We start from the raw sequence: 23,498 nt of genomic DNA, 5'->3' as shown, positions 1-23,498 counted from the left end.
GGGCGCGGTTACAGGCATTTTTCCAGGGACAGGACGACAATGGCGCGCTGGTACATCATTCACGCCTATTCGGGCTTCGAGAACAAGGTTCGCGATTCGGTGATCGCCGAAGCCGAGCGCATGGGCCTCAGTGACTTCGTCGAAGCGGTCGAAGTGCCGGTCGAGACGGTCACCGAGGTCAAGCGCGGCAAGAAGGTGCAGGCCGAGCGGAAATTCTTCCCCGGCTATGTCCTCGCCAAGCTGACGATGAGCGACGACGTCTATCACCTCGTCAAGAACACGCCCAAGGTCACGGGCTTTCTCGGCTCGTCGGGCAAGCCGCAGCCGATCAGCGAGGCCGAGGCGGCGCGCATCCTGAACAGCAAGGAAGAGGCCGCGGCGCGTCCGAAGACCGAGATTCGCGTCGATTACGAAATCGGCGACCAGGTCAAGGTGCTCGAAGGTCCGTTCGCGAGCTTCAACGGCGTCGTCGAGGAACTCGATTTCGACAAGGCGCGCGTCAAGGTATCGGTGTCGATCTTTGGCCGCGCGACCCCCGTCGAGCTCGATTTTGAGCAGGTCGAACGCATGAAATAAGCGTCGCCCCCGCGCAGGCGGGGGCCGTCGGCGGCCTTGCGCTGCGCCGACAGCGGCCCCCGCCTGCGCGGGAGCGACGGGCAAGGGGTAGGCCGTCATCATGAATTCGCTCTCTCCCGCAGAGATTCAGGCACGCATCGACCGCGCGCGCGAAATCAACGCGGGCGTCGATGCCGCAAAGGTCGTCGGCGCCGTGGCGCGGCTCTTCGATCTCGATCCCGTCCCCGGCCTTCCGGACGAGTTCACCTTTCCCGCGCTGCCGACCACGGCGCGCGACCGCATCTTCGGCGGACAGGTGATCGCGCAGGCGATGATGGCCGCGGCGCGCACGATCGAAGAAGGCAAAGAGGTCCACTCGCTCCACGCCTATTTCCTGCGCGGCGGCGACGAGACCAAGCCGCTGCATTTCCGCATCCACCGCGATTTCGACGGGCGCAGCTTCTCGAACCGCCGCGTCGTCGTGCGGCAGGACGGCAAGGTCATCTTCAACCTGACCGCCTCGTTCCAGATTCCGGCGAAAGGGCTGTCGCACCAGGTTCCGATGCCCGACCTCCGCCCGCCGGAGGAATGCTGGGATTTCACCGACTTCATCGCCGCCGATCCGCATATCTCGGATCGCCACCTCGCGCATATGGCGCGGCGCCGGCCGTTCGAGGTGCGCAGCTATCGCCCGGCGCCGTCCGAAAAGGCGACGCAGCATTATCAGTGGTTCCGCGTCGCCGCGCCGATCGGCGACGATCCGCTGATCCATCGCGGTTTCCTGGCCTTTGCCTCGGACATGGGGCTCCTGTCCTCGGCGATGCTGCCGCACGGGGTCAATTTCTGGACCCCCGGCATGGTGTCGACCAGCCTCGACCACGCGATGTGGTTCCACGGCGACATTCGCGTCGACGACTGGTTCGTCTTCGTGATGGACAGTCCGTGGACCGGCGGCGACCGCGGGCTGTGCCGCGGCTCGATCTACCGCCAGGACGGCACGCTGATCGCCACCGTCGTCCAGGAAGGGCTCGTGCGCTACCGCCCGCAGGGGTGAACGACTTTCCTCTCCCCTCGGGAGAGGGCAAATCCCTTGCATCTCCGCCGATTTGGGTCTAACCGCGCCGCTTCGCATCAGACACGGGTGCGATTCCGCGCGGGAGGAGGGGTGATGCCCTCTGCTGGACCGCTTATTTTGAGCCCCGGATTCCGTCCGGGGCGACAGAAAGAAAGGAGGCCATCATGGCCAAGAAGATCAGCGGCTATATCAAGCTGCAGGTGCCCGCCGGCACCGCCAACCCGTCGCCGCCGCTCGGGCCGGCGCTCGGTCAGCGCGGCGTCAACATCATGGAATTCTGCAAGGCGTTCAACGCCGCGACCGACGGCATGGACAAGGGCACCCCGACCCCGACCATCATCACCGTCTATGCGGACAAGAGCTTCTCGTTCGTCACCAAGACGCCCCCGGCGACCTATCTGATCAAGAAGGCCGCGAATCTGAAGTCGGGTTCGAAGGAGCCCGGCAAGATCAGCGGCGGCAAGATCGCGCGCTCGAAGCTCAGCGAGATCGCCGAGATCAAGATGAAGGATCTCAACGCCAACGACATCGAACAGGCGACGAAGATCATCGAAGGCAGCGCCCGCTCGATGGGCCTCGAAGTGACGGAGGGCTGATCCCATGGCAAAGCTGACCAAGAAGCAGAAGGCCCTCGAGGGCAAGGTCGACGCGCTGAAGCTCCACGCGGTCGATGAGGCGATCAAAACGGTGCGCGAACTCGCCAGCTCGAAGTTCGACGAAACGATGGAAATCGCGATGAACCTGGGCGTCGACCCGCGCCACGCCGACCAGATGGTCCGCGGCGTCGTCACGCTGCCCGCGGGCACCGGCAAGGACGTCAAGGTCGCGGTCTTCGCGCGCGGCGACAAGGCCGAGGAAGCGCTGAAGGCTGGCGCCGACAAGGTCGGGGCCGAGGACCTGATGGAAGACATGCAGGCCGGCAACCTCGACTATGGCCGCGTCATCGCGACGCCCGACATGATGGGCATCGTCGGCCGCCTCGGCAAGGTGCTGGGCCCGAAGGGCCTGATGCCGAACCCGAAGCTCGGCACCGTCACCCCGAACGTTGCCGAAGCCGTCAAGGCGGCCAAGGGCGGCCAGATCGAATTCCGCGTCGAAAAGGCCGGGATCATCCACGCAGGCCTCGGCAAGCTGTCGTTCGGCGAGGAAAAGCTCCGCCAGAACTTCGACGCCTTCGTCGATGCGATCGTCAAGGCGAAGCCCTCGGGCGCCAAGGGCAAGTACGTCCGCAAGATCGCCCTGTCGTCGTCGATGGGCCCGGGCGTGAAGGTCGACACCGCCGAAATCGGCGCCTGATCGACCTGCAACCGATTCAGGAAAGGGCCGGGGGAAACTCCGGCCCTTTTCTTTTGGGCGGCATTTGGGGTGGCCTGTTGCCGTTGCGGTCTTCGGCTATCGCGGGTCGGGTCCGCGCTCTCGTTTCAAAGTTCAGCAAAGTTCAGCCTCGTGCGGCCGCCGGGTCGCGTCCGGCGAACCTGCCGCGCCGGCTCCCGCCCGCATCGTGACCGCGCTTTTATCCACCTATCGAAAGAGCCGAGACAAAGGCTGGCACAGCCGAATGATGTAGGACAGCGGTTTTTTGCGGCGGACGTCCGGGTTGGGGTGGGGAACTGACGTTCGCCTGCTCTCTTTCGTCATCCCGGACTTGATCCGGGATCCACAGCAGCGCCGAAGTCATGGACCCCGGATCAAGTCCGGGGTGACGATGATCAACAGGGCAGCAATCGGTCGGATGCCGCCTTCCAAACATTTCGCGCAGAGACGCAGAGAACGCAGAGATTTTCACGCTTGCCCTCTACGTTCTCTGCGTCTCTGCGCGAATCTGGTGATGGCCTGACGGTAGCAACCGGCCGAAGGCGGTCATTCGCGCAGCCCCCGCAGCGCCGCGCCCGCCGCGAACGGCCCGATTACGGTCAACAGCAGGCTCACCGCCGCGAGCAGCTTTGCCGCGCCGCGCCCCGACGGGTCGAGCATCCCCGCACCGAAGATGAGCAGCGGCACTGCGAGCGGCAGGATCAGCAGGCCGCCGATCGCGCTGCCGCCTTTGAGGTTCGCGGTCAGCGCGGCGCTCAGCACCGCGAGCGCGGCGAGCGCCGGAATCGCGAGCGCGAGCCCTGCCGCAATCGTGGCCACCCGCGCGCCATCCTGCGCGAGCAGCGCCGCCGCGGGCAGCAGCGCGATCAGCAGCGGCAGGCCAAAGCCGATCGCGTGCGCGGCAATCTTCACTGCGGCGATCAGTTCGTCGGCGAAACCGCGCACCGCGAGCTGGTCGAGCACCCCCGCGTCGCGGTCTGGGCGCACGAGCCGGTCGATCGGCAGCAGCGCTGCGAGCAGCGCCGCGACCCACAGCATCCCGCCGCCGGTCTTTGCCAGCAGCGGCGCATCGGGGCCGACCGCGAAGGGAAAGGCGGTCGCGACGAGCAGGAAGAAGACGACCGGAATCCACAGCGCGCCGCTGCCCCACGCGCGGCGCAGGTCGCGCCAGAAGAGGGCGATGAGCGCGGTCACGCCAGCGCCCCCATGTCGAGCTGTGCCACATCCTTCAGCCCCAGGCTGAAATGCGACGCGAGCAGCACTGCGCCGCCGTTCGCGCGGTGCGCGGCGATCGCGGCGACGAGCAGGCCTCGCGCGCGCTCGTCCATCCCGTTCGCGGGCTCGTCGAGCAGCCAGATCGGCGCGCCGCTCGCGATCACGCGCGCCATCGCGCCGCGCTTGCGCTGGCCGGTCGACAGCATGGCGACGGGCACGTCGGACAGCGGCGCGAGCGCCATCGCCGCTATCGCGCGGTCGACCGCATGGCCATCGACGGTGTCGACCCGCGCCCAGAAATCGAGCGCCCGGCGCAGCGGCAGCTCGGGATCGAGCGCCGCCGCCTCGTCGATCAGCGCGCAGCGTTCGCGGCGCGTCACCGTGCCCGCAGCGGGGCGCAGCAGTCCGGCGGCGAGCCGGATCAGGCTCGACTTGCCCGCGCCATTGGGGCCGCGCAGCCACAGCGCTTCGCCGCGCGCCAGCACCAGCGACAGCCCTTCGAAGAGCAGCCGGTCGCCGCGGATGCACGCCACCCGGTCGAACCGCAGCAGCTCCGCCATCAGGCCATGTCCTCGAGCGCGTGCATATCCTCGTCGGAAAAGCCGAAATGGTGACCGATTTCGTGGATCAGCACATGGCGTATCAGCCAGTCGAGCCGTTCGCCGCCCTCGATCCATTCGATCAGGATCGGCAGGCGAAAAAGGGTCACGCGGTCGGGCATCGCGCCGCTCGTGTCGATGCTGCGTTCGGTCAGCGGGCGGCCTTCGTAAAGGCCGGTCAGATCATAGGGATGCTCGATGTCGAGTGCGGCGAGCGTCGCGTCGTCGGCGACCTCCTCGATCGCGACCACCACGCCTTCGATATGCGGCTTGAACATATCGGGCAGCGCTGCGAGCGCCGCCTCGGCCATCGCATGGAAGGCATCGGCGTCGGGCGCGGTGCCGGCCCAGCCGGCGGGCGGATCGCGAAGGGCGGTCTTGTCGCTCATCGCGCCCTTCCTTATGGCGGGCGCTCGGCCTTTACCAGCGGGAGAAAGCAGATGGTCCGGAAACTCGACGATGCCGCGCGCGCCGCGCTGCTCGCACGCTTCCCCGAATGGACGCACGAGCCGGCGCGCGACGCGATCACGCGCCGCTTCACCTTCGCCGATTTCGCGCAGGCGTTCGGCTTCATGGCGAGCGTCGCGATCATCGCCGAAAAAATGGACCATCATCCCGAATGGTCGAACGTCTATAATCGCGTGGACATCCTGCTGACGACGCATGACGCGAACGGCCTGTCGGAGCGCGACGCAAAGCTCGCCGAGGCGATCGAGGCGCTGCTCTGAAACCGGCCGGTTTTGAGTGAAACCATTGTGAAAGCTTGTGTGTCCCCGCGAAGGCGGGAGCCCATCTCCTGCCGGTGCCATCCTGAACCGTCGGGAGATGGGTCCCCGCCTTCGCGGGGACCCACGGCCTTTTCGGGCAAAGGCGATCGCGCCATTGGGCAAATTGGAAAGCCTTCGGATTCGCGTAATGCTCTAATGCGGAGACCAGCATAATTCATATATGCAGCATCCATTATTGGTGTTAATAATCATAAATGATGTATGAAACATCAATGAGGCGGATATGATCACGTCGCAACAGATGCGCGCCGCGCGGGCGTTGCTGGGGATCGACCAGCGCGAGCTGGCCGAACGCGCCGGCCTGTCGCTGCCGACGATCCAGCGCATGGAGGCGTCGAACGGGCAGGTGCGCGGGGTCGTCGACACGCTGGTGAAGGTCGTCACCGCGTTCGAAAATGCGGGGATCGAACTGCTCGGCGAAAATGCGCCGAGCATCGGGATTGGACGCGGCGTCCGGCTGCGCGAAGCCGCGGCGACGCCGGATCGACGACGCCTCTCGCCCCGATTTGCGGAGGGAGACCGCGCGAAGTGATCGCGCAGGGCTTTACCCCCAAGCTGCTGACCGTCTGGCGCGAAGGCTATTCCCTTGCCACTTTCCGCGCCGACACGCTCGCCGGCCTGACCGTCGCCATCGTCGCGCTGCCGCTGGCGATGGCGCTCGGCATCGCCAGCGGCGCTTCGCCCGACAAGGGGCTCGTGACCGCGGTTGTCGCGGGCTTCCTGATCTCGATGCTCGGCGGCTCGCGCGTCCAGGTCGGCGGGCCGACCGGCGCGTTCGTCGTGGTGATCTTCAACGTCATTGCGAGCCATGGCTATGACGGCCTGCTGATCGCGACATTGCTCGCCGGGCTGATCCTGATCGCTGCGGGGCTGCTCCGCCTTGGGCAGATGATCAAATATATCCCGCATCCGGTGGTGACGGGGTTCACCGCGGGAATCGCGGTCATCATCGCTTCGAGCCAGGTCAAGGATTTCCTCGGCCTGACGATCGAGAACGTGCCCGCCGACTTTCTTGCCAAATGGCAGGCCTATCTGGGCGCGCTCGGCAGCATAGACGGGGCGACGGTCGGTATCGGTGTCGCTGCGCTCGCGATCATCGTCGGGCTGCGCCGCGCGGCGCCGCGCCTGCCCGGATTTCTGATCGCCGTCGTCGCGACCTCGGCGGCGGTCGCGCTGTTTCACCTGCCCGTGGACACGGTGGGCTCGCGCTTCCCCGATATGCCGGTTGGCCTGCCGATGCCATCCTTTCCCGAGCTTTCGCTGGCGAAGGTCAATGCGGTGTTGCCCTCGGCCTTCACCATCGCCTTTCTGGCCGGGATCGAGGCGTTGCTTTCGGCCGTCGTGGCCGACGGCATGGCGGGGACGCGGCATCGTTCGAACCAGGAATTGATCGGGCAGGGCGTGGCGAACCTCGGCTCGGCCTTTTTCGGCGGCCTTCCGGCGACCGGAGCGATCGCGCGCACCGCGACCAATATCCGGTCGGGGGCGAAGACGCCGGTCGCGGGCATGATGCATGCGGTCTTCCTGCTTCTCTTCATCCTCTTCGCGGGGCGCCTCATGGCCTATGTCCCGATGGCGGCGCTCGCGGCGATCCTGTTCATGGTCGCGTGGGGCATGAGCGAATATCAGCGCTTCCTCGCATTGCTCAAAATGCCCAACAGCGACCGCGCGGTGCTGCTCCTCACCTTCGGGCTGACGGTGCTCGTCGACCTGACCGTCGCCATCGCCGTCGGGGTGACGCTCGCCTCGCTGCTCTTCATGGCGCGCATGGCCGAGGCGGTCGAGGTCAGGCGCGGCGGCGACCGCGATGCCGAACTCGATAAAGAGGATCTCGACCAGCGCGACGATCTGCCCAAGGGGGTCGAGGTGTTTCGTATCGCGGGGCCGCTCTTCTTCGGCGTCGCGGGCGAACTGCTCGACACGCTGCGCCGGCTCGGCGCGCCGCCGCGCGTCATCATCCTGCGGATGCGGCTCGTCCCGCTGCTCGATGCGAGCGGCGCGCAGGCGATCGAGGAATTCGCCCGTCAGGCACGGATCGCCGGCGCGCATGTCATCCTCTCGGGCGTGCAGCCGCAGCCGAGGGCGATGCTCGAACGCATCGGCCTCGGCGAAGCCGCGGGAAAGATTTCCTATGCCGCCGATTATGCGAGCGCGCAGGCGCTCGGCATCGAGCTCGCGGGCCTCGACGATGCCGCGCGCCACTGACGCGCCGGCCCCAATCCATGGAGAATGAAATGAGCAACGACGAAGATTATGTCTATGACGAGGAAAGCGGCGAGTGGCTGCCGGCCTCCGAACTCGCCGCGCGCCGTGCGGCGGCGGCCGAGGTCGAGGTGCGCGACGCCGTCGGCAACCGGCTCGCCGACGGCGACAGCGTCGTTCTGGTCAAGGATCTCGAGGTCAAGGGCGCGGGCAAGACGCTCAAGGTCGGCACGGTCATCAAGTCGATCCGGCTGACCGCCGATCCGCAGGAAATCGACTGCCGCCACGAAAGCATCAAGGGCCTCGTCCTGCGCGCCGAATTCGTGCGGAAACGTTGAGGGGGACGGCCGTTCGGTTTCGGGGTGTCCCCGCCAACCCTGAAAACAGGAATGGCGCGGGCGACAGGTTCCGACCCTGAAGCATGATCATCTTGGTCTGAATAAAGCCCGTGTGCTCCCGCGAAGGCGGGAGCCCATCTCATGCCGGTGCCATCTTGAACCGTCGGAAGATGGGTCCCCGCCTTCGCGGGGACACACGAACCTGTGCTAACGCTTCACACAAGGGCGATCGGCCGCTAGACCGCCTGCCAGTCGAAGGTCAGCGGCGCCTCGCGAAAGGCGAAGCGGTCGAGGTGACGGGCGAGGACGCCCTTCAATCCCTCGAGCTGCGCTTCGCTGCTCGCGTCGATCCGCACCGCGAGCGCATCGGCGCCCGCGTCGAGCGTCGCGAGCCCGTCGCCGGGCCAGTCGGCGCCGCGCGCATCCCGTGGGAAGGTCACGGTGCCGTGCTCGGGGGTGAATTCGACGGCCAGATTATGCTGCCAATGCTTGCAGAGCTGCTGAAGATATTTGCTCGCGTGCGCGGTCGGCACGCGGGCCGTGGCGGAAATCGTCATGCCTTGCTCCTTCACAGCCGCTCGATCTTCTGCGCCGCCTCGTCGATCAGCGCGACGATCCGGTGCAGAACCTCTTCGTCGGCTTCGCGGCGGCCGAGGCGGTTGACCAGGACATTGCGCAGATTGCCCATCGCGCGCCGCACCGAGACGGCATCGGTGCGCTGCTGTTCCTCGCCGATCGCGGCGAGCCGCGCGACGAGCGCTTCGGCCTCTTCGGCGTTCGCGGCGAGTTCGGCCTCGCCATCGGGGGTGATCGCGAACAGTTTCTTCGCGCCCTCGCTCTGCTGCGCTTCGATCTGGCCCATGTCGTCGAGCATGGTCAGCGTGGGATAGATGACGCCGGGGCTCGGCGCATAGGCGCCGCCGGTCAGCTCCTCGATCTGGCGGATCAGGTCGTAACCGTGGCGCGGTTCGTCGGCGATCAGCCTCAACAGGACGAGCCGCAACTCGCCGCTGTCGAACATCCGGCGTCGCCGGCCGCGCCCGTCGCCGTCGTGGCCGTGCCGGCCGCCGAAACCGCGTCCGCCGCCGGGCCCGAAGCCGAAACCGCGTCCGCCGCGGTGCATCGCATGGCGCCGGCCGCAGCCGCGACCGCCATGCTCGTGGTGATGATAATGCATAAAAGCTCCTTCGAGTGAATCAAGATAGCTTTAAGATATATCTTAGATGCAATTTGGCAAGGGGCAATTTCGCGGGCGATCATCAGTCGCCTCGCGTGGGTCAGAGCGGCGTCTGCTGGTGCTGGACGAGCTGCCAGCCGCCGCCGGTGTCGCGATAGGTCGACGAGCACCAGCAGCCATAGACCTGGTCCCCCTCTCGGCGCGCCGCGGCCTTATAGGCAAGGACGTACAGCCCGGCCTGCGGCCGCGACAGGCGGCGCTCGCTCAGTTCGACATCGGCCCAGCGCGGCGCCTGCCGGACCTCTTCGACGATCGCGTCATATTCCATCGCACCGATCCCCGGAAAGACCATCACGCAGTCGCGGTCGACCGATTGCTCGTATCGCTCGGGCCCGCCGAGCCAGAGAGCCTTCTCGATTGCCCATGCGCCATCGTCGTTCATCGCGCGTCCTCCTGTCCCGCCAACTCGCCGCAATGGGCAAGGTTGCCTCGGGCGCTCGCGGCACGCGCGCTTGACTTTGCGCGCTGCGCCGCTATGAGCGCCCGCGTGTCGTCCGGGTTTCGGCCCGGCGATTCCGTCCGAGACAGTTGGTGAAGGGGATTGCCCTTCTTAATTTCCAGCCGAGACGGGGAACAGTCTTTCTCGGTCGCCCGCCTGGCGTTTCAGGCGTTCGCGGCTTGACCGACCCCATCGGACATCGTTGCGCGTGGATCAGGCGGGATTCGTCCCATGTCTGTTCGCGCGTGTGTTAGCCGCCCGGCGGCGCGCGTGCCTCGTGCGCGCTCGCATCCGGGCAAGAGTGGAGAAACAGGCATGGATCGTGCTGAAAAGGCCGAAGCCGTATCCGCGCTGAACGCTACGCTGTCGAATGCAGCCTCGGTTGTGATTGTTCGCAACCTTGGCCTTACCGTCGCCCAGTCGACGGTGCTTCGCCAGCAGATGCGCGACGCCGGCGCGAGCTTCAAGGTCGCGAAGAACCGCCTGGCCAAGATCGCGCTCGATGGCACCGCCTACACCGGTATCGGCGATCTGCTGACCGGCCCGACGGCAATCGCAGCTTCCACCGACGCGGTGGCAGCGGCGAAGGTCGCCGTGGAATTTGCCAAGACCAACGACAAGCTCGAGATCGTTGGCGGCGGCATGGGCGATGTCGTGCTCGACGTCGAAGGCGTGAAGGCGCTTGCCTCGCTGCCGTCGCTCGACGAGCTGCGCGCGAAGATCGTCGGTCTCGTCCAGGCTCCGGCCACCAAGGTCGCCCAGATTGCGGCGGCTCCGGCGGGCCAGCTGGCGCGGGTCTTCGGTGCCTATGGCGCCAAGGACGCAGCGTAAACTTACCTACCTGACTGCAATGATTCACCGGCTCTGTCCGGCTTGAAATGGAGAATGAAAATGGCTGATCTTGCCAAGATTGTTGAAGACCTGTCGGCGCTGACCGTTCTGGAAGCCGCCGAGCTTTCGAAGATGCTCGAAGAAAAGTGGGGCGTTTCGGCTGCCGCTGCCGTTGCTGCTGCTCCGGCCGCTGCCGGCGCCGCTGCTCCGGCCGCTGAAGAAAAGGACGAGTTCGACGTCATCCTGACGGGCGACGGTGGTCAGAAGATCAACGTCATCAAGGAAGTCCGTGCGATCACCGGCCTGGGCCTCGGCGAAGCCAAGGCGCTGGTCGAAGGCGCGCCGAAGCCGATCAAGGAAGGCGCCAACAAGGCCGAAGCCGAAGAGATCAAGAAGAAGCTCGAAGCGGCCGGCGCGACCGTCGAACTCAAGTAATCGGGTTCGCGGACGAGCCGGGCGGGTTCTACCCGGTCGGCTTTGCGACGCAAAAGAAAGGGGCGGTGCCGCGAGGCGCCGCCCTTTTTCGTTGTGATCGGCGGGATCAGCCCTTGGCGAAGCCGGGGCGCAGGCCGCGATGGCCGCGCGCCGGTTCGGGGCGCAGCACCTTCTGCTCGGCCGGCGCCGGTGCCGGGCGCTGCGCGACGTCCCAGGCGCTCGCGGGCTTGCGCGTCCCGTCCTTCTGACCGGCGAGCAGCGCCTCATATTCCATCCGCTCGCGGCGGTCCTGGAAGCGCGCGCGCTTGAGCCGCTTCTTCAGCGTCAGGAAGGGATTGTCATCGCTGGGGCCGGCCATGGCCATCGCTTCGTGACGCCCCATGCTGCCGTGCGGTGCGGCGGTGAAGGCCGGGGTCGAGCGCGGCAGCGACGCCTTGACCGGCGTTTCGCGATGCACCGCGGGCTGGGGCGTGACAGGGGCTTCATAGGCGGTCGCAGGTTCGGCTTCGGCGACGACCCGGCGGCGGCGCGTCAGGGCAAAGGCCGCGCCGCCCGCGAGCAGCAGCGCCGCGGCGCCGCCGGCAAGTTCCCAGGGGAAGCTGTCGTTCGCCACGTCTGCTCTGGGAGGCGCCGCAAACCCGGTCGCGGGCACCGTCGGAACGGCAGCCGGCGGCGGCGCTGCTTCAGCTATTGCGGCAGCGGCAGGACCATTTACGGGCGCGGGTTCATCGACGGAGCGCGTCGTCGTTGTAGCGGAGGCGGGCTCCGGCCCCTTTTCGCGCGGCGCCGGGGCGCTGCGCTTGGCCTGTGCGGGTTTCGGCGCGGGCGCTTCGGCGGCCTTCGGCGCCGGAGCCGTTTCGGGGGCGGGCTCGATGTCGAGCGGCACGCGGAGCACGGGCGTCGCGGGCGGCGGCGTTTCCGGTGCGGGAGCCGTTACGGTCGGCGCGGGCACCGTCGGCGTGGTTGTCGGCGCGACCGGCGGCACGATCACCGGTGGCGACATCTCGATCGTTGGGCTCGCCGGCGCGGGAGCGGGCTGCGCAGGGGCCGCCTGCGCGAAGGCAGCGGGGGCGGAAAGGGCCAGAAACGCGGCAATCGCGCTCGTGGCGGGGCGGGAGAGAGGCAGTTTCTTCGTCATAGTGGGGGGCAAACGGCCATGGTACGAAAAGCGCTGCCGAACGGCTCGATTTTTCACGGCGAGCCGTTGCCGCCGAACGGTTGACTGAAGAATCCGCTCGATCCGGCGGTCGGATTCAGGCCACTTCGCGCTGCGTCAGCGTCGTCGCAGCCGAGGCCGATATGGCGGCGCCGATCAGCGACAGGTCGCGTTCGAGCCGCGCCTCGAGCGCCGCGTCGGGCATCGCGGCGAGTTCGGACATCAGCGGCATCGACAGCGACAGCCGCAGCGTGCCGGCCGCCCGTCCGCACGGCAGCATATGGGTGCGCACCGGTTGCCCGAGCCGGATTTCCTGCCCCAGCCAATGCTTCGATTGGCGCGCTATGGTCGCGTGGATCGCGCGCGCGGCTTCGAAATCGCACGCGGGCCAGCGCGGCGACAGGTCGATCGTGCGCAGCGTTTCGCTGGCGAGGCAGGCGCTGCCGGCGCCGGGCACTTCGCCGATTTCCAACCGGTCGACGAGCCGGCGCACTTCGCGATCGAAGGCGCCGGCGATGGTCGTCCGCCGCTCGCAGTCGATGGCGGCAAAGCGCTCCATTTCGATCAGCGCGGCCTCGAGCCGCAGCAGCAGCCCGAAATTGCCCGAGGCGGGCAGCGTCCCCGCGCCCGGCCAGCCCGCCGGCCATTCGGCGCGGCTGGCGAGCCGGCGAAAACCTGCGGGCAGCGGGTGGGCGCGCGCGTGGAGCGCATCGGGCACCAGCGCAAAGCCGCTGAAGGGCGGCCCGCCCGCAAATTTGGACCCGGTGAGCAGAACGACGCAGCCAAGCGCGAGATAGCGCCGCACCGCTTTTGGCGCGATGCGGAGCTGGCAGGCGTCGACGACGATCGTGGCATGATCGGCATAGGCGCTCGCCAGCCGCTCGACATCGCCGAATGCGGGGAGGGTCAGGCCGGACTTCGATCCATGCACGACATGAACGATGGCGCGGCGATCGCGCGCGGCGGCATGGTCGATGTGCAGCGCGAGCTCGGCGGCGACCGCGGTGGAGGCGCGCGGACGGCCGTTGGCGTCGCGGATCGCCACATCGACGAGTTCGGTATCGGAAAAGGCCGGGTCGATCGCGCTTTCGGCGGTCACCTGTGCGCCCGCTGCCGTCTCATCGGCGAAGAAGCGTCCCGCCGCGCTGTGGACGCAGCCGCTGCCGACCTCGTCGCGCCCGAGGAGGACCGCGGTCAGCGGGCGTCCATCGTACGCGGCGGCGAGGCCGATATATTCGAGGTCGGTTCCCGATGCCGCAAAGACGACCGCCGTGCCGGCGAGGTCGAAATAGTCGGTGATGCGCTCGCGCAGCCCGGCGAGCGCCTCGGCATAGGCGCCGGCGTCCATCGGGCGGTCGAGCCGGTCGCGCCAGCGGCGCGCGAGCAGGTCGAAACTGTGCTGCGAAATGCTGTTGATCGTGGACGAGCCATAGGCGAGTGCGTCGGACGGCAACACGCTCGCGTAATATTTGTTACGCCCCTCTGCGTCGGGGCGGATGCGCGCGTCGCCGCCGCTCGCAAGGATTGCGGCGAGGCGCAGCCTGTCACGTCCGGCGCGTCCCAAGCCATTGTCGGTGAAATCGGATGGGCTCAGCAGCATCGGGATGCATCCTGTGGGGGAGGTGACGCGTTCCCCGTTAGCGCCGCGCGATGACAGTAGATTGGCGTTTTCGTTTCACGCATGTCATCGAAGCGTCATGCTGTCGCAACCTTCGCGTGGTCAGAGGAAGCTCATGCGAACCGACGATCTGAAGCCGACGAAGCTGCCCGATGCGCTGCGCGAGACGCAGCGGCTGCTGTTCATCGCGAAACATGCGAAATGGACCGGAGGGCTGCACCCCGAAGACGGCAATCATGCGCTGTATCACCGCGAGACGCGCGAGATACTCGAAGCGCTCGGTATGCCGCTCGTCGTCGCCGACAGCTACACCGATCTGTTCGCCGCGCCCGAGGCCGATTTCGTCTTTCCGCTGCTCAACCGCGGCGGCTTCTTCAATTCGGAAATGCTGCTGCCCCTGCTCTGCAACCGGCTCGGCCTGCCCTATGTCGGGGCGTCGCCGATCGTGCGCGGCCTGTCCGACGACAAGCATCTGACCAAGCTCGAAGCGGCGGCGCGCGGCGTTCCGACCGCGCCCTGGGCGCTGTTCCGCCGCGGCGCGCCGGTCGATGTGTCGCGCTGTCCGCCCGCGCGGCGCTGGGTGGTGAAACCGAACAACAGCTCGGCGTCGTGGGGCATTCGCGACGCGCACGACCGCGCCGAACTCGCGCAGGCGATTGCCGAGGTGCAGGCGCTCGACCATGACGCGCTCGTCGAGCCGTTCATCGACGGCAGCGACGTCGAGGTGCCGGTGATCACGCTGGGCGGCGAGCCCGCGATGCTGCCGATGATGATCTTCGAACAGGCCGACCCGACGCATTTGCGCACCTATCAGGAAAAGCGCGACCTTGTCGATCGCAGCGCCAAATACAGCCTGCGGCTGCTCGAAGCCTCGCCGGTCGCGGCGCGGATCGAGGAGCTGACACGGCGGATGGTCGAGATTTTCCGGCCGTTCGATTATGGGCGTTTCGAGTTTCGCGTCGATTTCGCGAGCGGCGACATCCGGCTGCTCGAGGTCAATCTCAACTGCAACCTCTGGTCCGAAAAAGTGTTCGGCCGCGCGGCTCTGGCGGCGGGGTTCAGCCAGGCCGACCTCATCGAAACGATCGTCGCCGAAAGCATGATCCGGCAGGTCGGCGCAGCCGGCCGGCGAAAGGACGCGGCATGACGGGCTCGATCCTGATCCTCGCGGGGCGGCGTCCGGGCGCGGTCGATGCGCTCGCGGCGGCGCACGGTGTCGCCGACAAATGCCTGGTGCGCGTGGCGGGACGGCCGATGATCGCGCATGTGCTGGAAAGCGCGGCGGTGAGCGGGGCGGGCAAGATCTTCGTCTCGACGCACCACCGCGCGCTCGCGGACGATCTGGACGATCCGATCGTCGCAGCGCTCGGCGAGCGGCTCGTCGTCGTTCCGGCGGCGGACAATCTGACCGACTCGGTGCTCGCGGTCGCCGATCGCGCCGACTTCCCGCTGCTGATCACCACCGCCGACAATTGCCTGCTCACCCCCGAAACGATCGCCGAGATCGGTTCGGAAGCGGCGCGGCTCGGTGCCGAAGCCGGCGTGGCGCTCGCGCGGCGCGAGGATGTGCTTGCGGTGCATCCCGAGGGCCAGCGGCGCTTCTACGAATTTTCCGACGTCGCGGTGTCGAACTGCAACGCCTATTGGATCGGCCATCGCGGCGCGCTGAAGGCCGCCGAGGCGTTTCGCGGCGGCGGCCAGTTCGTCAAGAAGCCGATGCGCGTGATGCAGGCGTTCGGGCTGATCAACCTGCTCCGCTTCCGCTTCGGCCTCGGCCCGATCCACCATATTTTCCGCCGCATTTCCGGGCAATTAAAGGTCGAAGTCGCCCCGCTTCTGGTGAGCAATGGAGCAACCGCGATTGATGTCGACAATGAACGGTCATTGCGCGTGACCGAAATGTTGATGCGGCGGATCGGGGGTGTCAGTCCGCCACCCAATTGCCGTGAAATCCCGGTGGAACGCGGTGCGGCAGATGCACGACCGCTTGCGGCGGCCCGCTGAAATCGTCGGCGTTCAGGATCATCAGGTCGGTGGTTTCGTCGTTCATGTCGACGACGAGGCCGATCAGCCAGCCGTCGTCCTCGGCGCCCTCGGCGCTGCGCGGCACGAAGACGAATTCGCCCGGATGGCGTCCGGGGCCGAAGTCGCGCGTTTCGGTGACGCCTTTCTCGAGGTCGTGGCGAAAGAGCCGCGTGTCGGCGATCGCCATCTCGACGTGGTCCTCGCCGGGTAGCGAAACGCTGTAAACATAGCGATAGGGCTTCGTCGTCCGCCGCTCGTCGTAGCGCGGAAATTCCTGGTTGTGGTCGTGGATCACCGTGCGCGTGGTCGTGCCCGCGGCAGGATCGACCGTCCAGCGCTCCATGCGCGAACGCTCGCTGTCGGGGCCGCGCTTCGAGCGCGCGAACATCGTCGCGTGCGCAACGACGTCGACGATCACCTTGCCGTCCGCCGTTTCGAACGCATTGGCGGGATGGAAGACATAGCAGGGATCGACCGGCACCCAGACCACTTCGTCGCCGCGGCCTTTCCTGGGGAGGAGGCCGACCCGCGCCGGATGCGCGTCGTTCCACGCATAGGGGAAGCGATAGCCCGCGAGCAGCGATTTCATCGAGAAGGTGACCGGAAGGTCGAAGACGAGGACGTAATTTTCGGTGATCGCGCAGTCGTGGATCGAGGGGCCGTCGCTGACCGCGACCGATTCCTCGCGGATCACATGCGCCTCGGCGTCGAGCACCGTATGCCAGACCGTGCCGAGCTGGTCGCCCTTATAGGTGATCGCGTGCATCTCGTTCGTGAACGGGTCGTGATGCGGGTGCGCGGTGTAAGGACCGGCGAGCGTGCCGTCGAAGGGATTGTGCGCGATCGTCTCCAGCATTTCGGTCATTTCGGCGGGGGTTCCGCCCGCCTCGACGATCGCGAAAGTGCGGCCTGCGATGCCGACGACATTGGTGTTGGGGGCATCGAAGCCCTCTTGGCGCGGTCCCGGCGGGATCGGCTCGCCGAGTTTCGCGCAGGCTTCGGTGCCGCGCACCCAGCGGTTGCGATACCAGTCGGCCCTGCCGCCTGCGATGCGGATGCCGTGAACCATGCCGGCGCCGGTGAACCAGTGATAGCTCGCGGGATCGGGGGGGAGCGCCGGGTTGGGGCCGTTGCGCAGGTAGCGGCCCGACAGCGCCGCGGGGATTTCGCCCTCGACACGCAGCTCTTCGAGCGTCAGTTCTTCGGTCATCGGCGTGTGGATGCCGGTCAGATAGGGATGGGCATCGGCGGGGCGGGGCAGGCGCTTGCGGTTGAAATCGGCGACCTTGCCGATGCCTTTGGCGACCGCGCCGCGGATCAGGGTTTCGACATTGCTGGCCATGTTGCTTCTCCACTATGCCGGGGGGAGGGGAGGCCCGGGCTTGCTTCGGCGACTCGGTATGTTTACAGTGGAAACATGATGGCGAACAAAGGTAACAGTGTCAACATGGAAAATTCCGAAGCGAGGGACGCGCGCGCCTATCATCATGGCGACCTGCGCGCCGCGGTGATCGCGGCGGGGCTGGCGCGGCTTGCCGAGGGCGACAGCGGCGAGCTGGGGCTGCGCGCGCTGGCGCGCGACGTCGGGGTCAGCGCGACCGCGCTCTATCGCCATTTTCCCGACAAGGAGGCGCTGCTCGACGCGCTCGCCGACGAGGGGTTGCGGCGATTGGGGGCGTTGCAGGCGCAGGCGTGGCTGAAGGCCGGTGGCGGCCGCGCGGGGTTCAAGGCGACCGGCGTCGCCTATGTTCGCTTCGCGCACGACGAACCGGCGCTCTTCCGCCTCAGCTTCACGCGCCAGATGCCCGAGCGCAAGGGCGGGGGCGACGCGAGCGACGGCGGCGAGGTCGCTTATAATCTGCTACGCGCGGGCGTCGGCGAGGTTTTTCCCGCCGGCCCGGTCGATACCGCGGCGCTTCATGCCTGGGCGCTGGTGCATGGCCTGGCGATGCTGATCCTCGACCGCCGCGTCGACTGGGACGAAGCGATGGTCGAGCGCGTCGTCGGCCTGACCTTCGGCGGGGTGGATTAGCGTCCTGACCCTAAGGGCGTCGGGTGGCGCACGACGAGCCCGCCGGGCACCTTCGGCGCGTTGTCCTTGCGTGATCGCGAGCGGGACGGTCACCCACGAAAAAGGGCGCGGAAACTCTCGTTTCCGCGCCCGGATTTCGGGTCGAAAATCCAGCCTTAGTTTGCCGGGGCTTCCGCCGCCGACGTATCGCCTGCTGCCGTTTCGGCAGCCGGAGCCGGGGCGCCGGTCGCCTGCGCGACGGCGGCCGCGAACTGTTCGGGCGTATAGGCGGCGACGATGCCGCTCGCGCCCATGTTGAAGGCGCTGCGCGGCAGCGCGACGTCGCCGCTCGCCGTCGCGATCACGACATTGGCGTTGTCGAACGACTTCACGGTGCCGAGCACCGCGGCGCCGTTGATGCTGCGCACCTCGACGCCGGGCTTCAGCGCCGCCGCGACCGCCGCGTCATCGGCGGCCGAAGCCTGGTTCGCCTGCGCGACCGCCGAGGCGAACTGTTCGGCGGTGAAGCTGGTGGCGAGGCCCTGCTGCGAGACGAAAAAGGCGTTCTTCGGCACCTTCACCTCGCCGGTCGGCGTGGTGACGACGACGCCGGTCGCGTCGACGAGCTTCACCTTGCCGAGGATGGCGGTGCCGCCCGCGCTGCGGATGTCCGCGCCCGGCTGGAGCGCCGAGGTCAGCGCCGCGGCATTGTCGGCGGCCGCCTTGTCGATCGCGGCGGTGAGCTGCGCCAGCGTGATCGTGATCGCCGGACCCTTGTCGCCCTGGGTGAAAGCGTTGGCGGGAAGCGTGACGGGCTTGCCGTTCATGGTGACGACGATATTGCTGCCGCTCACGCTCGAAATGAGACCGATTTCGGTGCCTTCGCTGTCATAGACGGTGGTGCCGGCGGTCAGATTGGGACCGGCTGCGTCCTGCGCCGCTGCCATCGTGGGCGCGGCCGCGACGGCGGCGAGGCCGAGGGAAACCGAGGTAAGCAAAACTGCGATCTTTCGCATCGCGAAAAGTCTCCTTGAGGAATGAAACGGGAATTGCGTTCACGGTCTGAACGCACAGACCCCTTGGATGGCTAATCAAATGCTGCCGAGCCGTGCCATATGCGCGACGAACCGTTGGGCCCGGAGCCAATTGGTTGGCGATTGGCACGCGCGTTGCTTGCAGGGAGGGCGGCCGGGCGTTTCGTCCGATGAAGGGATTCGCGCGCGGGCGGGGAGGGTGCAATTGACAGGCGGCGACGGCAATCCTATATGGCGGTCACACCCTTCCGTCCGGGACGGACCCGACTTTGCGCAGCGGGTTCCATGAATGGGGCGTCGGGGATTTCGGGATGCGTGATGAAGCTGCGGTAAACCGGCAACGGTTGCTTGCGGCCTTTTTGCGTCTCTAGCGCTCGCGCGATTTTGGATTTTTGCAGGCGAGACAATCACATATGGCGACCAAGGCGACGTCGGTGGGCAAGGCCCTCGAAGCAACCGCGAAGAAGCGTATCCGCAAGCTGTTCGGCGACATCCACGAAGCCGTGGAAATGCCCAACCTCATCGAGGTGCAGCGCGAATCCTACGAACAATTCCTGCGGTCCGACCCCTCGGTCGGCTATGTCTCCGGCCTCGAAAAGACGCTGCGCAGCGTTTTCCCGATCCGCGACTTCGCCGGCACCGCCGAGCTCGACTTCGTCCATTACGAACTCGAAGACCCGAAATATGACGTCGAGGAATGCCGTCAGCGCGGCATTACCTATGCGGCGCCGATGAAGGTCACGCTGCGCCTGATCGTCTTCGAGGTCGACAGCGAAACCGACACCCGCAGCGTCCTCGATATCAAGGAGCAGGACGTCTACATGGGCGACATGCCGCTCATGACCGAGAACGGCACCTTCTTCATCAACGGCACCGAGCGTGTCATCGTCAGCCAGATGCACCGTTCGCCGGGTGTGCTGTTCGACCATGACCGCGGCAAGACGCACTCGTCGGGCAAATATCTCTTTGCCGCGCGCGTGATCCCCTATCGCGGCTCGTGGCTCGATTTCGAATTCGACGCCAAGGACATCGTCAACGTCCGCATCGACCGCAAGCGCAAGCTGCCGGTGACGAGCCTGCTCTATGCGCTTGGCATGTCGAGCGAGGAGATCCTCAATTTCTTCTACGACCGCCTCGTCTTCGAGCGCGCCGAAAACGGCTGGAAGGTTCCCTTCGTCGCCGAGAATTGGCGCGGCGCAAAGCCGACCTTCGACGTCGTCGATGCCAAGACCGGCGAAGTCGTCTTCGCCGCGGGCCACAAGATCAGCCCGCGCCTCGCCAACAAGGCGGCGAAGGACGGGCTCGACACGCTGCTGATCCCGACCGAGGAAATCTTCGGCCGCTATTCGGCCTATGACCTGATCAACGAGGCGACCGGCGAGATTTACATCGAAGCCGGCGACGAGGTGACCGCCGAAAATCTGGAAAAGATGGACGCCGCCGGCATCGACAAGCTGGTGCTGCTCGACATCGATCACAACAACACCGGTCCGTGGATCCGCAACACGTTGAAGGCCGACAAGGCCGAGGACCGTGACCAGGCGCTTTCGGACATCTACCGCGTGATGCGCCCCGGCGAACCGCCGACGCGCGAGACCGCCGAAGCGCTGTTTGATGGCCTCTTCTTCGACGCCGAACGCTACGATCTGTCGGCGGTGGGCCGCGTCAAGCTCAACATGCGCCTCGGCCTCGACGCCGAGGATACGGTGACGACGCTGCGCAGCGAGGACATCCTCGCCGTGGTCAAGGAACTGGTGAACCTGAAGGACGGCAAGGGCGAGATCGACGACATCGACAATCTCGGCAACCGCCGCGTCCGCTCGGTCGGCGAGCTGCTCGAGAATCAGTATCGCGTCGGCCTCTTGCGCATGGAGCGCGCGGTCAAGGAGCGCATGAGCTCGGTCGATGTGTCGACCGTGATGCCGAACGACCTGATCAACGCGAAGCCCGCGGTCGCCGCGGTGCGCGAATTCTTCGGCTCGTCGCAGCTCTCGCAGTTCATGGACCAGACCAACCCCTTGTCCGAAGTGACGCACAAGCGCCGCGTGTCGGCGCTCGGGCCGGGCGGCCTGACGCGCGAGCGCGCGGGCTTCGAAGTCCGCGACGTTCACCCGACCCACTATGGCCGCATCTGTCCGATCGAAACGCCCGAAGGCCCGAACATCGGCCTGATCAACAGCCTCGCGACCTTTGCCCGCGTCAACAAATATGGCTTCATCGAAACGCCGTACCGCCGCGTCGTCGACGGCAAGGTGACGAGCGAAGTCGTCTATCTGTCGGCGATGGAAGAGCAGAAGCACACCGTCGCGCAGGCGAACGCCGATTTGAACGCAGACGGCAGCTTCGCCGAGGAGCTGATCTCGGCGCGCGAAGGCGGCGAGTTCCTGATGGCGCCGCGCGAGCAGATCACGCTGATGGACGTGTCGCCGAAGCAGCTCGTTTCGGTCGCGGCCTCGCTGATTCCCTTCCTCGAGAACGACGACGCCAACCGCGCGCTGATGGGCTCGAACATGCAGCGCCAGGCGGTGCCGCTGCTGCGCGCCGAGGCGCCGGTCGTCGGCACGGGCATGGAAGGCACGGTCGCACGCGACTCGGGCGCGGCCATCGCGGCGCGCCGCGGCGGCATCGTCGATCAGGTCGATGCGACGCGTATCGTCATCCGCGCGACCGATCTGGTCGAACCGGGCAAGTCGGGCGTCGACATCTATCGCCTGCAGAAGTTCCAGCGCTCGAACCAGAACACCTGCGTCAACCAGCGTCCGCTGGTGAAGGTGGGCGACGTGATCCGGGCGGGCGACATCATCGCCGACGGTCCCTCGACCGAACTCGGCGAACTGGCGCTCGGCAAGAATGTGCTCGTCGCGTTCATGCCGTGGAACGGCTACAACTATGAGGACTCGATCCTCATTTCCGAACGCATCGTGAAGGACGACGTCTTCACCTCGATCCACATCGAGGAGTTCGAGGTCACCGCGCGCGACACGCGCCTTGGGCCGGAGGACATCACCCGCGACATTCCGAACGTCGGCGAAGAGGCCCTTCGCAACCTCGACGAAGCGGGCATCGTCTATATCGGCGCCGAGGTCGGCCCCGGCGACATCCTCTGCGGCAAGATCACGCCGAAGGGCGAAAGCCCGATGACGCCCGAAGAAAAGCTGCTCCGCGCGATCTTCGGTGAAAAGGCGAGCGACGTGCGCGACACCTCGCTGCGCCTGCCGCCGGGCGTGTCGGGCACCGTCGTCGAGGTCCGCGTCTTCAACCGTCACGGCATCGACAAGGACGAGCGCGCGATCGCGATCGAACGCGAGGAAATCGAACGTCTGAAGCAGGACGCCGACGACGAACGCTCGATCCTCAACCGCGCGACCTTCTCCAGCCTCAAGGAACTGCTGGTCGGCCAGACCACCAGCGCGGTGCCGAAGGGCATGAAGAAGGGCGAGACGCTGACCGAAGAGCAGCTCGCCGATCTCGACCGCGCCGACTGGTGGAAGCTCGCCGTCGTCGACGACAAGGCGCAGGCCGCGTTGGAAGCGATCAAGGCGCAGTATGACGAGGCGATCAAGCGCATCAACGCGAAATATGAAGATCGCGTCGAAAAGCTGCAGCGCGGCGACGAACTCGCGCCGGGCGTGCTCAAGATGGTCAAGGTCTTCGTCGCCATCAAGCGCAAGCTCCAGTCGGGCGACAAGATGGCGGGCCGTCACGGCAACAAGGGCATCATCAGCCGCATCCTGCCGCAGGAAGACATGCCCTTCCTCGAAGACGGCACTCCCGTCGACGTCGTGCTCAACCCGCTGGGCGTGCCGAGCCGCATGAACGTCGGTCAGATCCTCGAAACGCACCTCGGCTGGGCATCGCGCGGCTTCGGCCAGCGGATCACGGCCGCGCTCGAGGATTGGCGCGCGGCGAACCCCGAGCCCGAAGCGGGCGCGCCGCCCGAGGCGGTGCGCGCGGCGCTGCTCGACGCCTATGGCGACGATTATGCCGACGACATCAAGGCGCGGACGAGCGAGCAGATCGTCGATATGGCCGAGCATCTGAAGCTCGGCGTGCCGTTCGCGACGCCGGTGTTCGACGGTGCGCGCGAAGGCGATGTGTCGGCGATGCTCGAGCGCGCCGGGCTCGACCGCTCGGGTCAGGTCGATCTCTATGACGGCCGCACAGGCGACCGCTTCGACCGCAAGGTGACGGTGGGATATATGTATATCCTGAAGCTGCATCACCTCGTCGACGACAAGATCCACGCGCGCTCGATCGGCCCGTACAGCCTCGTCACCCAGCAGCCGCTGGGCGGTAAGGCGCAGTTCGGCGGCCAGCGCTTCGGTGAGATGGAGGTCTGGGCGCTCCAGGCCTATGGCGCGGCCTACACGCTCCAGGAAATGCTGACGGTGAAGTCGGACGACGTGATCGGCCGCACCAAGGTTTACGAAGCGATCGTCAAGGGCGACGACACCTTCGAGGCCGGCATTCCCGAAAGCTTCAACGTGCTCGTCAAGGAAATGCGCTCGCTGGGCCTCAACGTCGAGCTATCGTCCTATTCGGACGAAGACGACGAAGGTCCGGACGCCCTTCCCGAAGCCGCCGAATGATTTTTCCTCACCCCTCCCGCCCGCGGCGGGAGGGGAA

Annotated in this window: 24 protein-coding genes; 14 read left to right on the top strand and 10 right to left on the bottom strand. The window is 66.7% G+C overall.

What is annotated here, in order from left to right:
* Positions 1-39 precede the first annotated feature (39 nt).
* The 4 genes from nusG to rplA all read left to right on the top strand — a co-directional run bounded on the left by nusG (position 40) and on the right by rplA (position 2,926).
* On the top strand, positions 40-576 hold the full coding sequence (gene nusG, locus CHB69_RS05820; RefSeq protein ID WP_089215036.1) for a transcription termination/antitermination protein NusG: 537 nt from the start codon (positions 40-42) through the stop codon (positions 574-576).
* Positions 577-676: 100 nt separating this feature from the next.
* Positions 677-1,609, top strand: coding sequence for an acyl-CoA thioesterase (locus tag CHB69_RS05815; RefSeq protein WP_089215035.1), 933 nt, complete (start codon positions 677-679; stop codon positions 1,607-1,609).
* A gap of 185 nt (positions 1,610-1,794) precedes the next feature.
* Positions 1,795-2,226 carry a 50S ribosomal protein L11 gene (gene rplK / locus CHB69_RS05810; RefSeq protein WP_089215034.1) on the top strand — a complete coding sequence of 144 codons (432 nt, stop codon included), beginning with the start codon at positions 1,795-1,797 and terminating at the stop codon, positions 2,224-2,226.
* A 4-nt stretch (positions 2,227-2,230) separates the two neighbouring features.
* Positions 2,231-2,926, top strand: coding sequence for a 50S ribosomal protein L1 (gene rplA / locus CHB69_RS05805; protein ID WP_089215033.1), 696 nt, complete (start codon positions 2,231-2,233; stop codon positions 2,924-2,926).
* Between the two features lie 564 nt (positions 2,927-3,490).
* Here rplA and CHB69_RS05800 read toward each other — a convergent pair.
* Genes CHB69_RS05800 through CHB69_RS05790 form a run of 3 tightly spaced genes read right to left on the bottom strand, consistent with a single transcriptional unit; the run spans position 3,491 to position 5,147 of the window.
* A complete protein-coding gene (locus CHB69_RS05800) occupies positions 3,491-4,138 on the bottom strand; it encodes a heme exporter protein CcmB (protein ID WP_089215032.1) in 648 nt (215 codons plus the stop codon).
* Positions 4,135-4,719 carry a heme ABC exporter ATP-binding protein CcmA gene (gene ccmA, locus CHB69_RS05795; protein WP_089215031.1) on the bottom strand — a complete coding sequence of 195 codons (585 nt, stop codon included), beginning with the start codon at positions 4,717-4,719 and terminating at the stop codon, positions 4,135-4,137. Before ccmA ends, CHB69_RS05800 begins: the two co-directional genes overlap by 4 nt.
* A complete protein-coding gene (locus tag CHB69_RS05790; RefSeq protein WP_089215030.1) occupies positions 4,719-5,147 on the bottom strand; it encodes a metallopeptidase family protein in 429 nt (142 codons plus the stop codon). The genes ccmA and CHB69_RS05790 overlap by 1 nt, the downstream gene beginning before the upstream one ends.
* 51 nt (positions 5,148-5,198) lie before the next feature.
* Between CHB69_RS05790 and CHB69_RS05785 the strand changes: the two genes are divergently transcribed.
* The 4 genes from CHB69_RS05785 (at position 5,199) to CHB69_RS05770 (ending at position 8,086) form a co-directional block, all read left to right on the top strand.
* The gene (locus CHB69_RS05785; protein ID WP_089215029.1) at positions 5,199-5,486 is read left to right on the top strand and encodes a 4a-hydroxytetrahydrobiopterin dehydratase; all 288 of its coding nucleotides are present in this window, start codon (positions 5,199-5,201) and stop codon (positions 5,484-5,486) included.
* Between the two features lie 283 nt (positions 5,487-5,769).
* Positions 5,770-6,078 (top strand): helix-turn-helix domain-containing protein, encoded by a 309-nt coding sequence (locus CHB69_RS05780; protein WP_089215028.1) that lies wholly within the window; start codon positions 5,770-5,772, stop codon positions 6,076-6,078.
* A complete protein-coding gene (locus CHB69_RS05775; protein WP_245836561.1) occupies positions 6,075-7,751 on the top strand; it encodes a SulP family inorganic anion transporter in 1,677 nt (558 codons plus the stop codon). The genes CHB69_RS05780 and CHB69_RS05775 overlap by 4 nt, the downstream gene beginning before the upstream one ends.
* Before the next feature lie 29 nt (positions 7,752-7,780).
* On the top strand, positions 7,781-8,086 hold the full coding sequence (locus CHB69_RS05770) for an alkylphosphonate utilization protein (RefSeq protein WP_089215101.1): 306 nt from the start codon (positions 7,781-7,783) through the stop codon (positions 8,084-8,086).
* Between the two features lie 236 nt (positions 8,087-8,322).
* Here CHB69_RS05770 and CHB69_RS05765 read toward each other — a convergent pair whose 3' ends face one another.
* From CHB69_RS05765 to CHB69_RS05755, 3 genes are all read right to left on the bottom strand, one after another.
* Positions 8,323-8,643 (bottom strand): DUF2218 domain-containing protein, encoded by a 321-nt coding sequence (locus tag CHB69_RS05765; protein WP_089215100.1) that lies wholly within the window; start codon positions 8,641-8,643, stop codon positions 8,323-8,325.
* Positions 8,644-8,654: 11 nt separating this feature from the next.
* Entirely contained in the window at positions 8,655-9,263 is a 609-nt protein-coding gene (locus tag CHB69_RS05760; protein ID WP_425442406.1) for a PadR family transcriptional regulator, read from the bottom strand.
* Positions 9,264-9,363: 100 nt separating this feature from the next.
* Positions 9,364-9,705, bottom strand: coding sequence for a DUF4440 domain-containing protein (locus CHB69_RS05755; RefSeq protein WP_089215027.1), 342 nt, complete (start codon positions 9,703-9,705; stop codon positions 9,364-9,366).
* Positions 9,706-10,077: 372 nt separating this feature from the next.
* On the opposite strand from CHB69_RS05755, the gene rplJ reads away from it, so the two are divergent.
* Complete coding sequence (gene rplJ, locus CHB69_RS05750; protein ID WP_089215026.1) at positions 10,078-10,593, top strand: 50S ribosomal protein L10; 516 nt, start codon at positions 10,078-10,080, stop codon at positions 10,591-10,593.
* Positions 10,594-10,653: 60 nt separating this feature from the next.
* Entirely contained in the window at positions 10,654-11,028 is a 375-nt protein-coding gene (gene rplL / locus CHB69_RS05745; protein ID WP_089215025.1) for a 50S ribosomal protein L7/L12, read from the top strand.
* Between the two features lie 106 nt (positions 11,029-11,134).
* Here the strand turns inward: rplL and CHB69_RS05740 are convergent, their stop codons facing one another.
* Complete coding sequence (locus tag CHB69_RS05740) at positions 11,135-12,166, bottom strand: hypothetical protein (protein WP_089215024.1); 1,032 nt, start codon at positions 12,164-12,166, stop codon at positions 11,135-11,137.
* A gap of 115 nt (positions 12,167-12,281) precedes the next feature.
* A complete protein-coding gene (locus CHB69_RS05735) occupies positions 12,282-13,784 on the bottom strand; it encodes a hypothetical protein (RefSeq protein ID WP_089215023.1) in 1,503 nt (500 codons plus the stop codon).
* Between the two features lie 133 nt (positions 13,785-13,917).
* Here CHB69_RS05735 and CHB69_RS05730 point away from each other — a divergent pair, with 133 nt between their 5' ends.
* Positions 13,918-14,949: a D-alanine--D-alanine ligase family protein gene (locus CHB69_RS05730; protein WP_089215098.1), complete on the top strand. Its 1,032-nt coding sequence runs from the start codon at positions 13,918-13,920 to the stop codon at positions 14,947-14,949.
* Complete coding sequence (locus CHB69_RS05725) at positions 14,946-15,806, top strand: NTP transferase domain-containing protein (protein ID WP_089215022.1); 861 nt, start codon at positions 14,946-14,948, stop codon at positions 15,804-15,806. The genes CHB69_RS05730 and CHB69_RS05725 overlap by 4 nt, the downstream gene beginning before the upstream one ends.
* Here CHB69_RS05725 and CHB69_RS05720 read toward each other — a convergent pair.
* Entirely contained in the window at positions 15,727-17,169 is a 1,443-nt protein-coding gene (locus CHB69_RS05720; RefSeq protein ID WP_089215021.1) for an 8'-apo-carotenoid 13,14-cleaving dioxygenase, read from the bottom strand. The genes CHB69_RS05725 and CHB69_RS05720 overlap by 80 nt on opposite strands.
* 75 nt (positions 17,170-17,244) lie before the next feature.
* On the opposite strand from CHB69_RS05720, the gene CHB69_RS05715 reads away from it, so the two are divergent.
* Positions 17,245-17,859, top strand: coding sequence for a TetR/AcrR family transcriptional regulator (locus CHB69_RS05715; protein WP_089215020.1), 615 nt, complete (start codon positions 17,245-17,247; stop codon positions 17,857-17,859).
* A 155-nt stretch (positions 17,860-18,014) separates the two neighbouring features.
* Here CHB69_RS05715 and CHB69_RS05710 read toward each other — a convergent pair whose 3' ends face one another.
* Entirely contained in the window at positions 18,015-18,854 is an 840-nt protein-coding gene (locus tag CHB69_RS05710; RefSeq protein WP_089215019.1) for a hypothetical protein, read from the bottom strand.
* A gap of 431 nt (positions 18,855-19,285) precedes the next feature.
* Between CHB69_RS05710 and rpoB the strand changes: the two genes are divergently transcribed.
* The gene (gene rpoB / locus CHB69_RS05705; protein ID WP_089215018.1) at positions 19,286-23,461 is read left to right on the top strand and encodes a DNA-directed RNA polymerase subunit beta; all 4,176 of its coding nucleotides are present in this window, start codon (positions 19,286-19,288) and stop codon (positions 23,459-23,461) included.
* Positions 23,462-23,498: the final 37 nt, after the last annotated feature.

This window comes from Sphingopyxis indica (assembly GCF_900188185.1).
In the GTDB taxonomy this organism is placed as follows: domain Bacteria; phylum Pseudomonadota; class Alphaproteobacteria; order Sphingomonadales; family Sphingomonadaceae; genus Sphingopyxis; species Sphingopyxis indica.
Note: the sequence above shows the minus strand (reverse complement) of the source record. Positions and strands in the feature narration are given on the sequence as shown.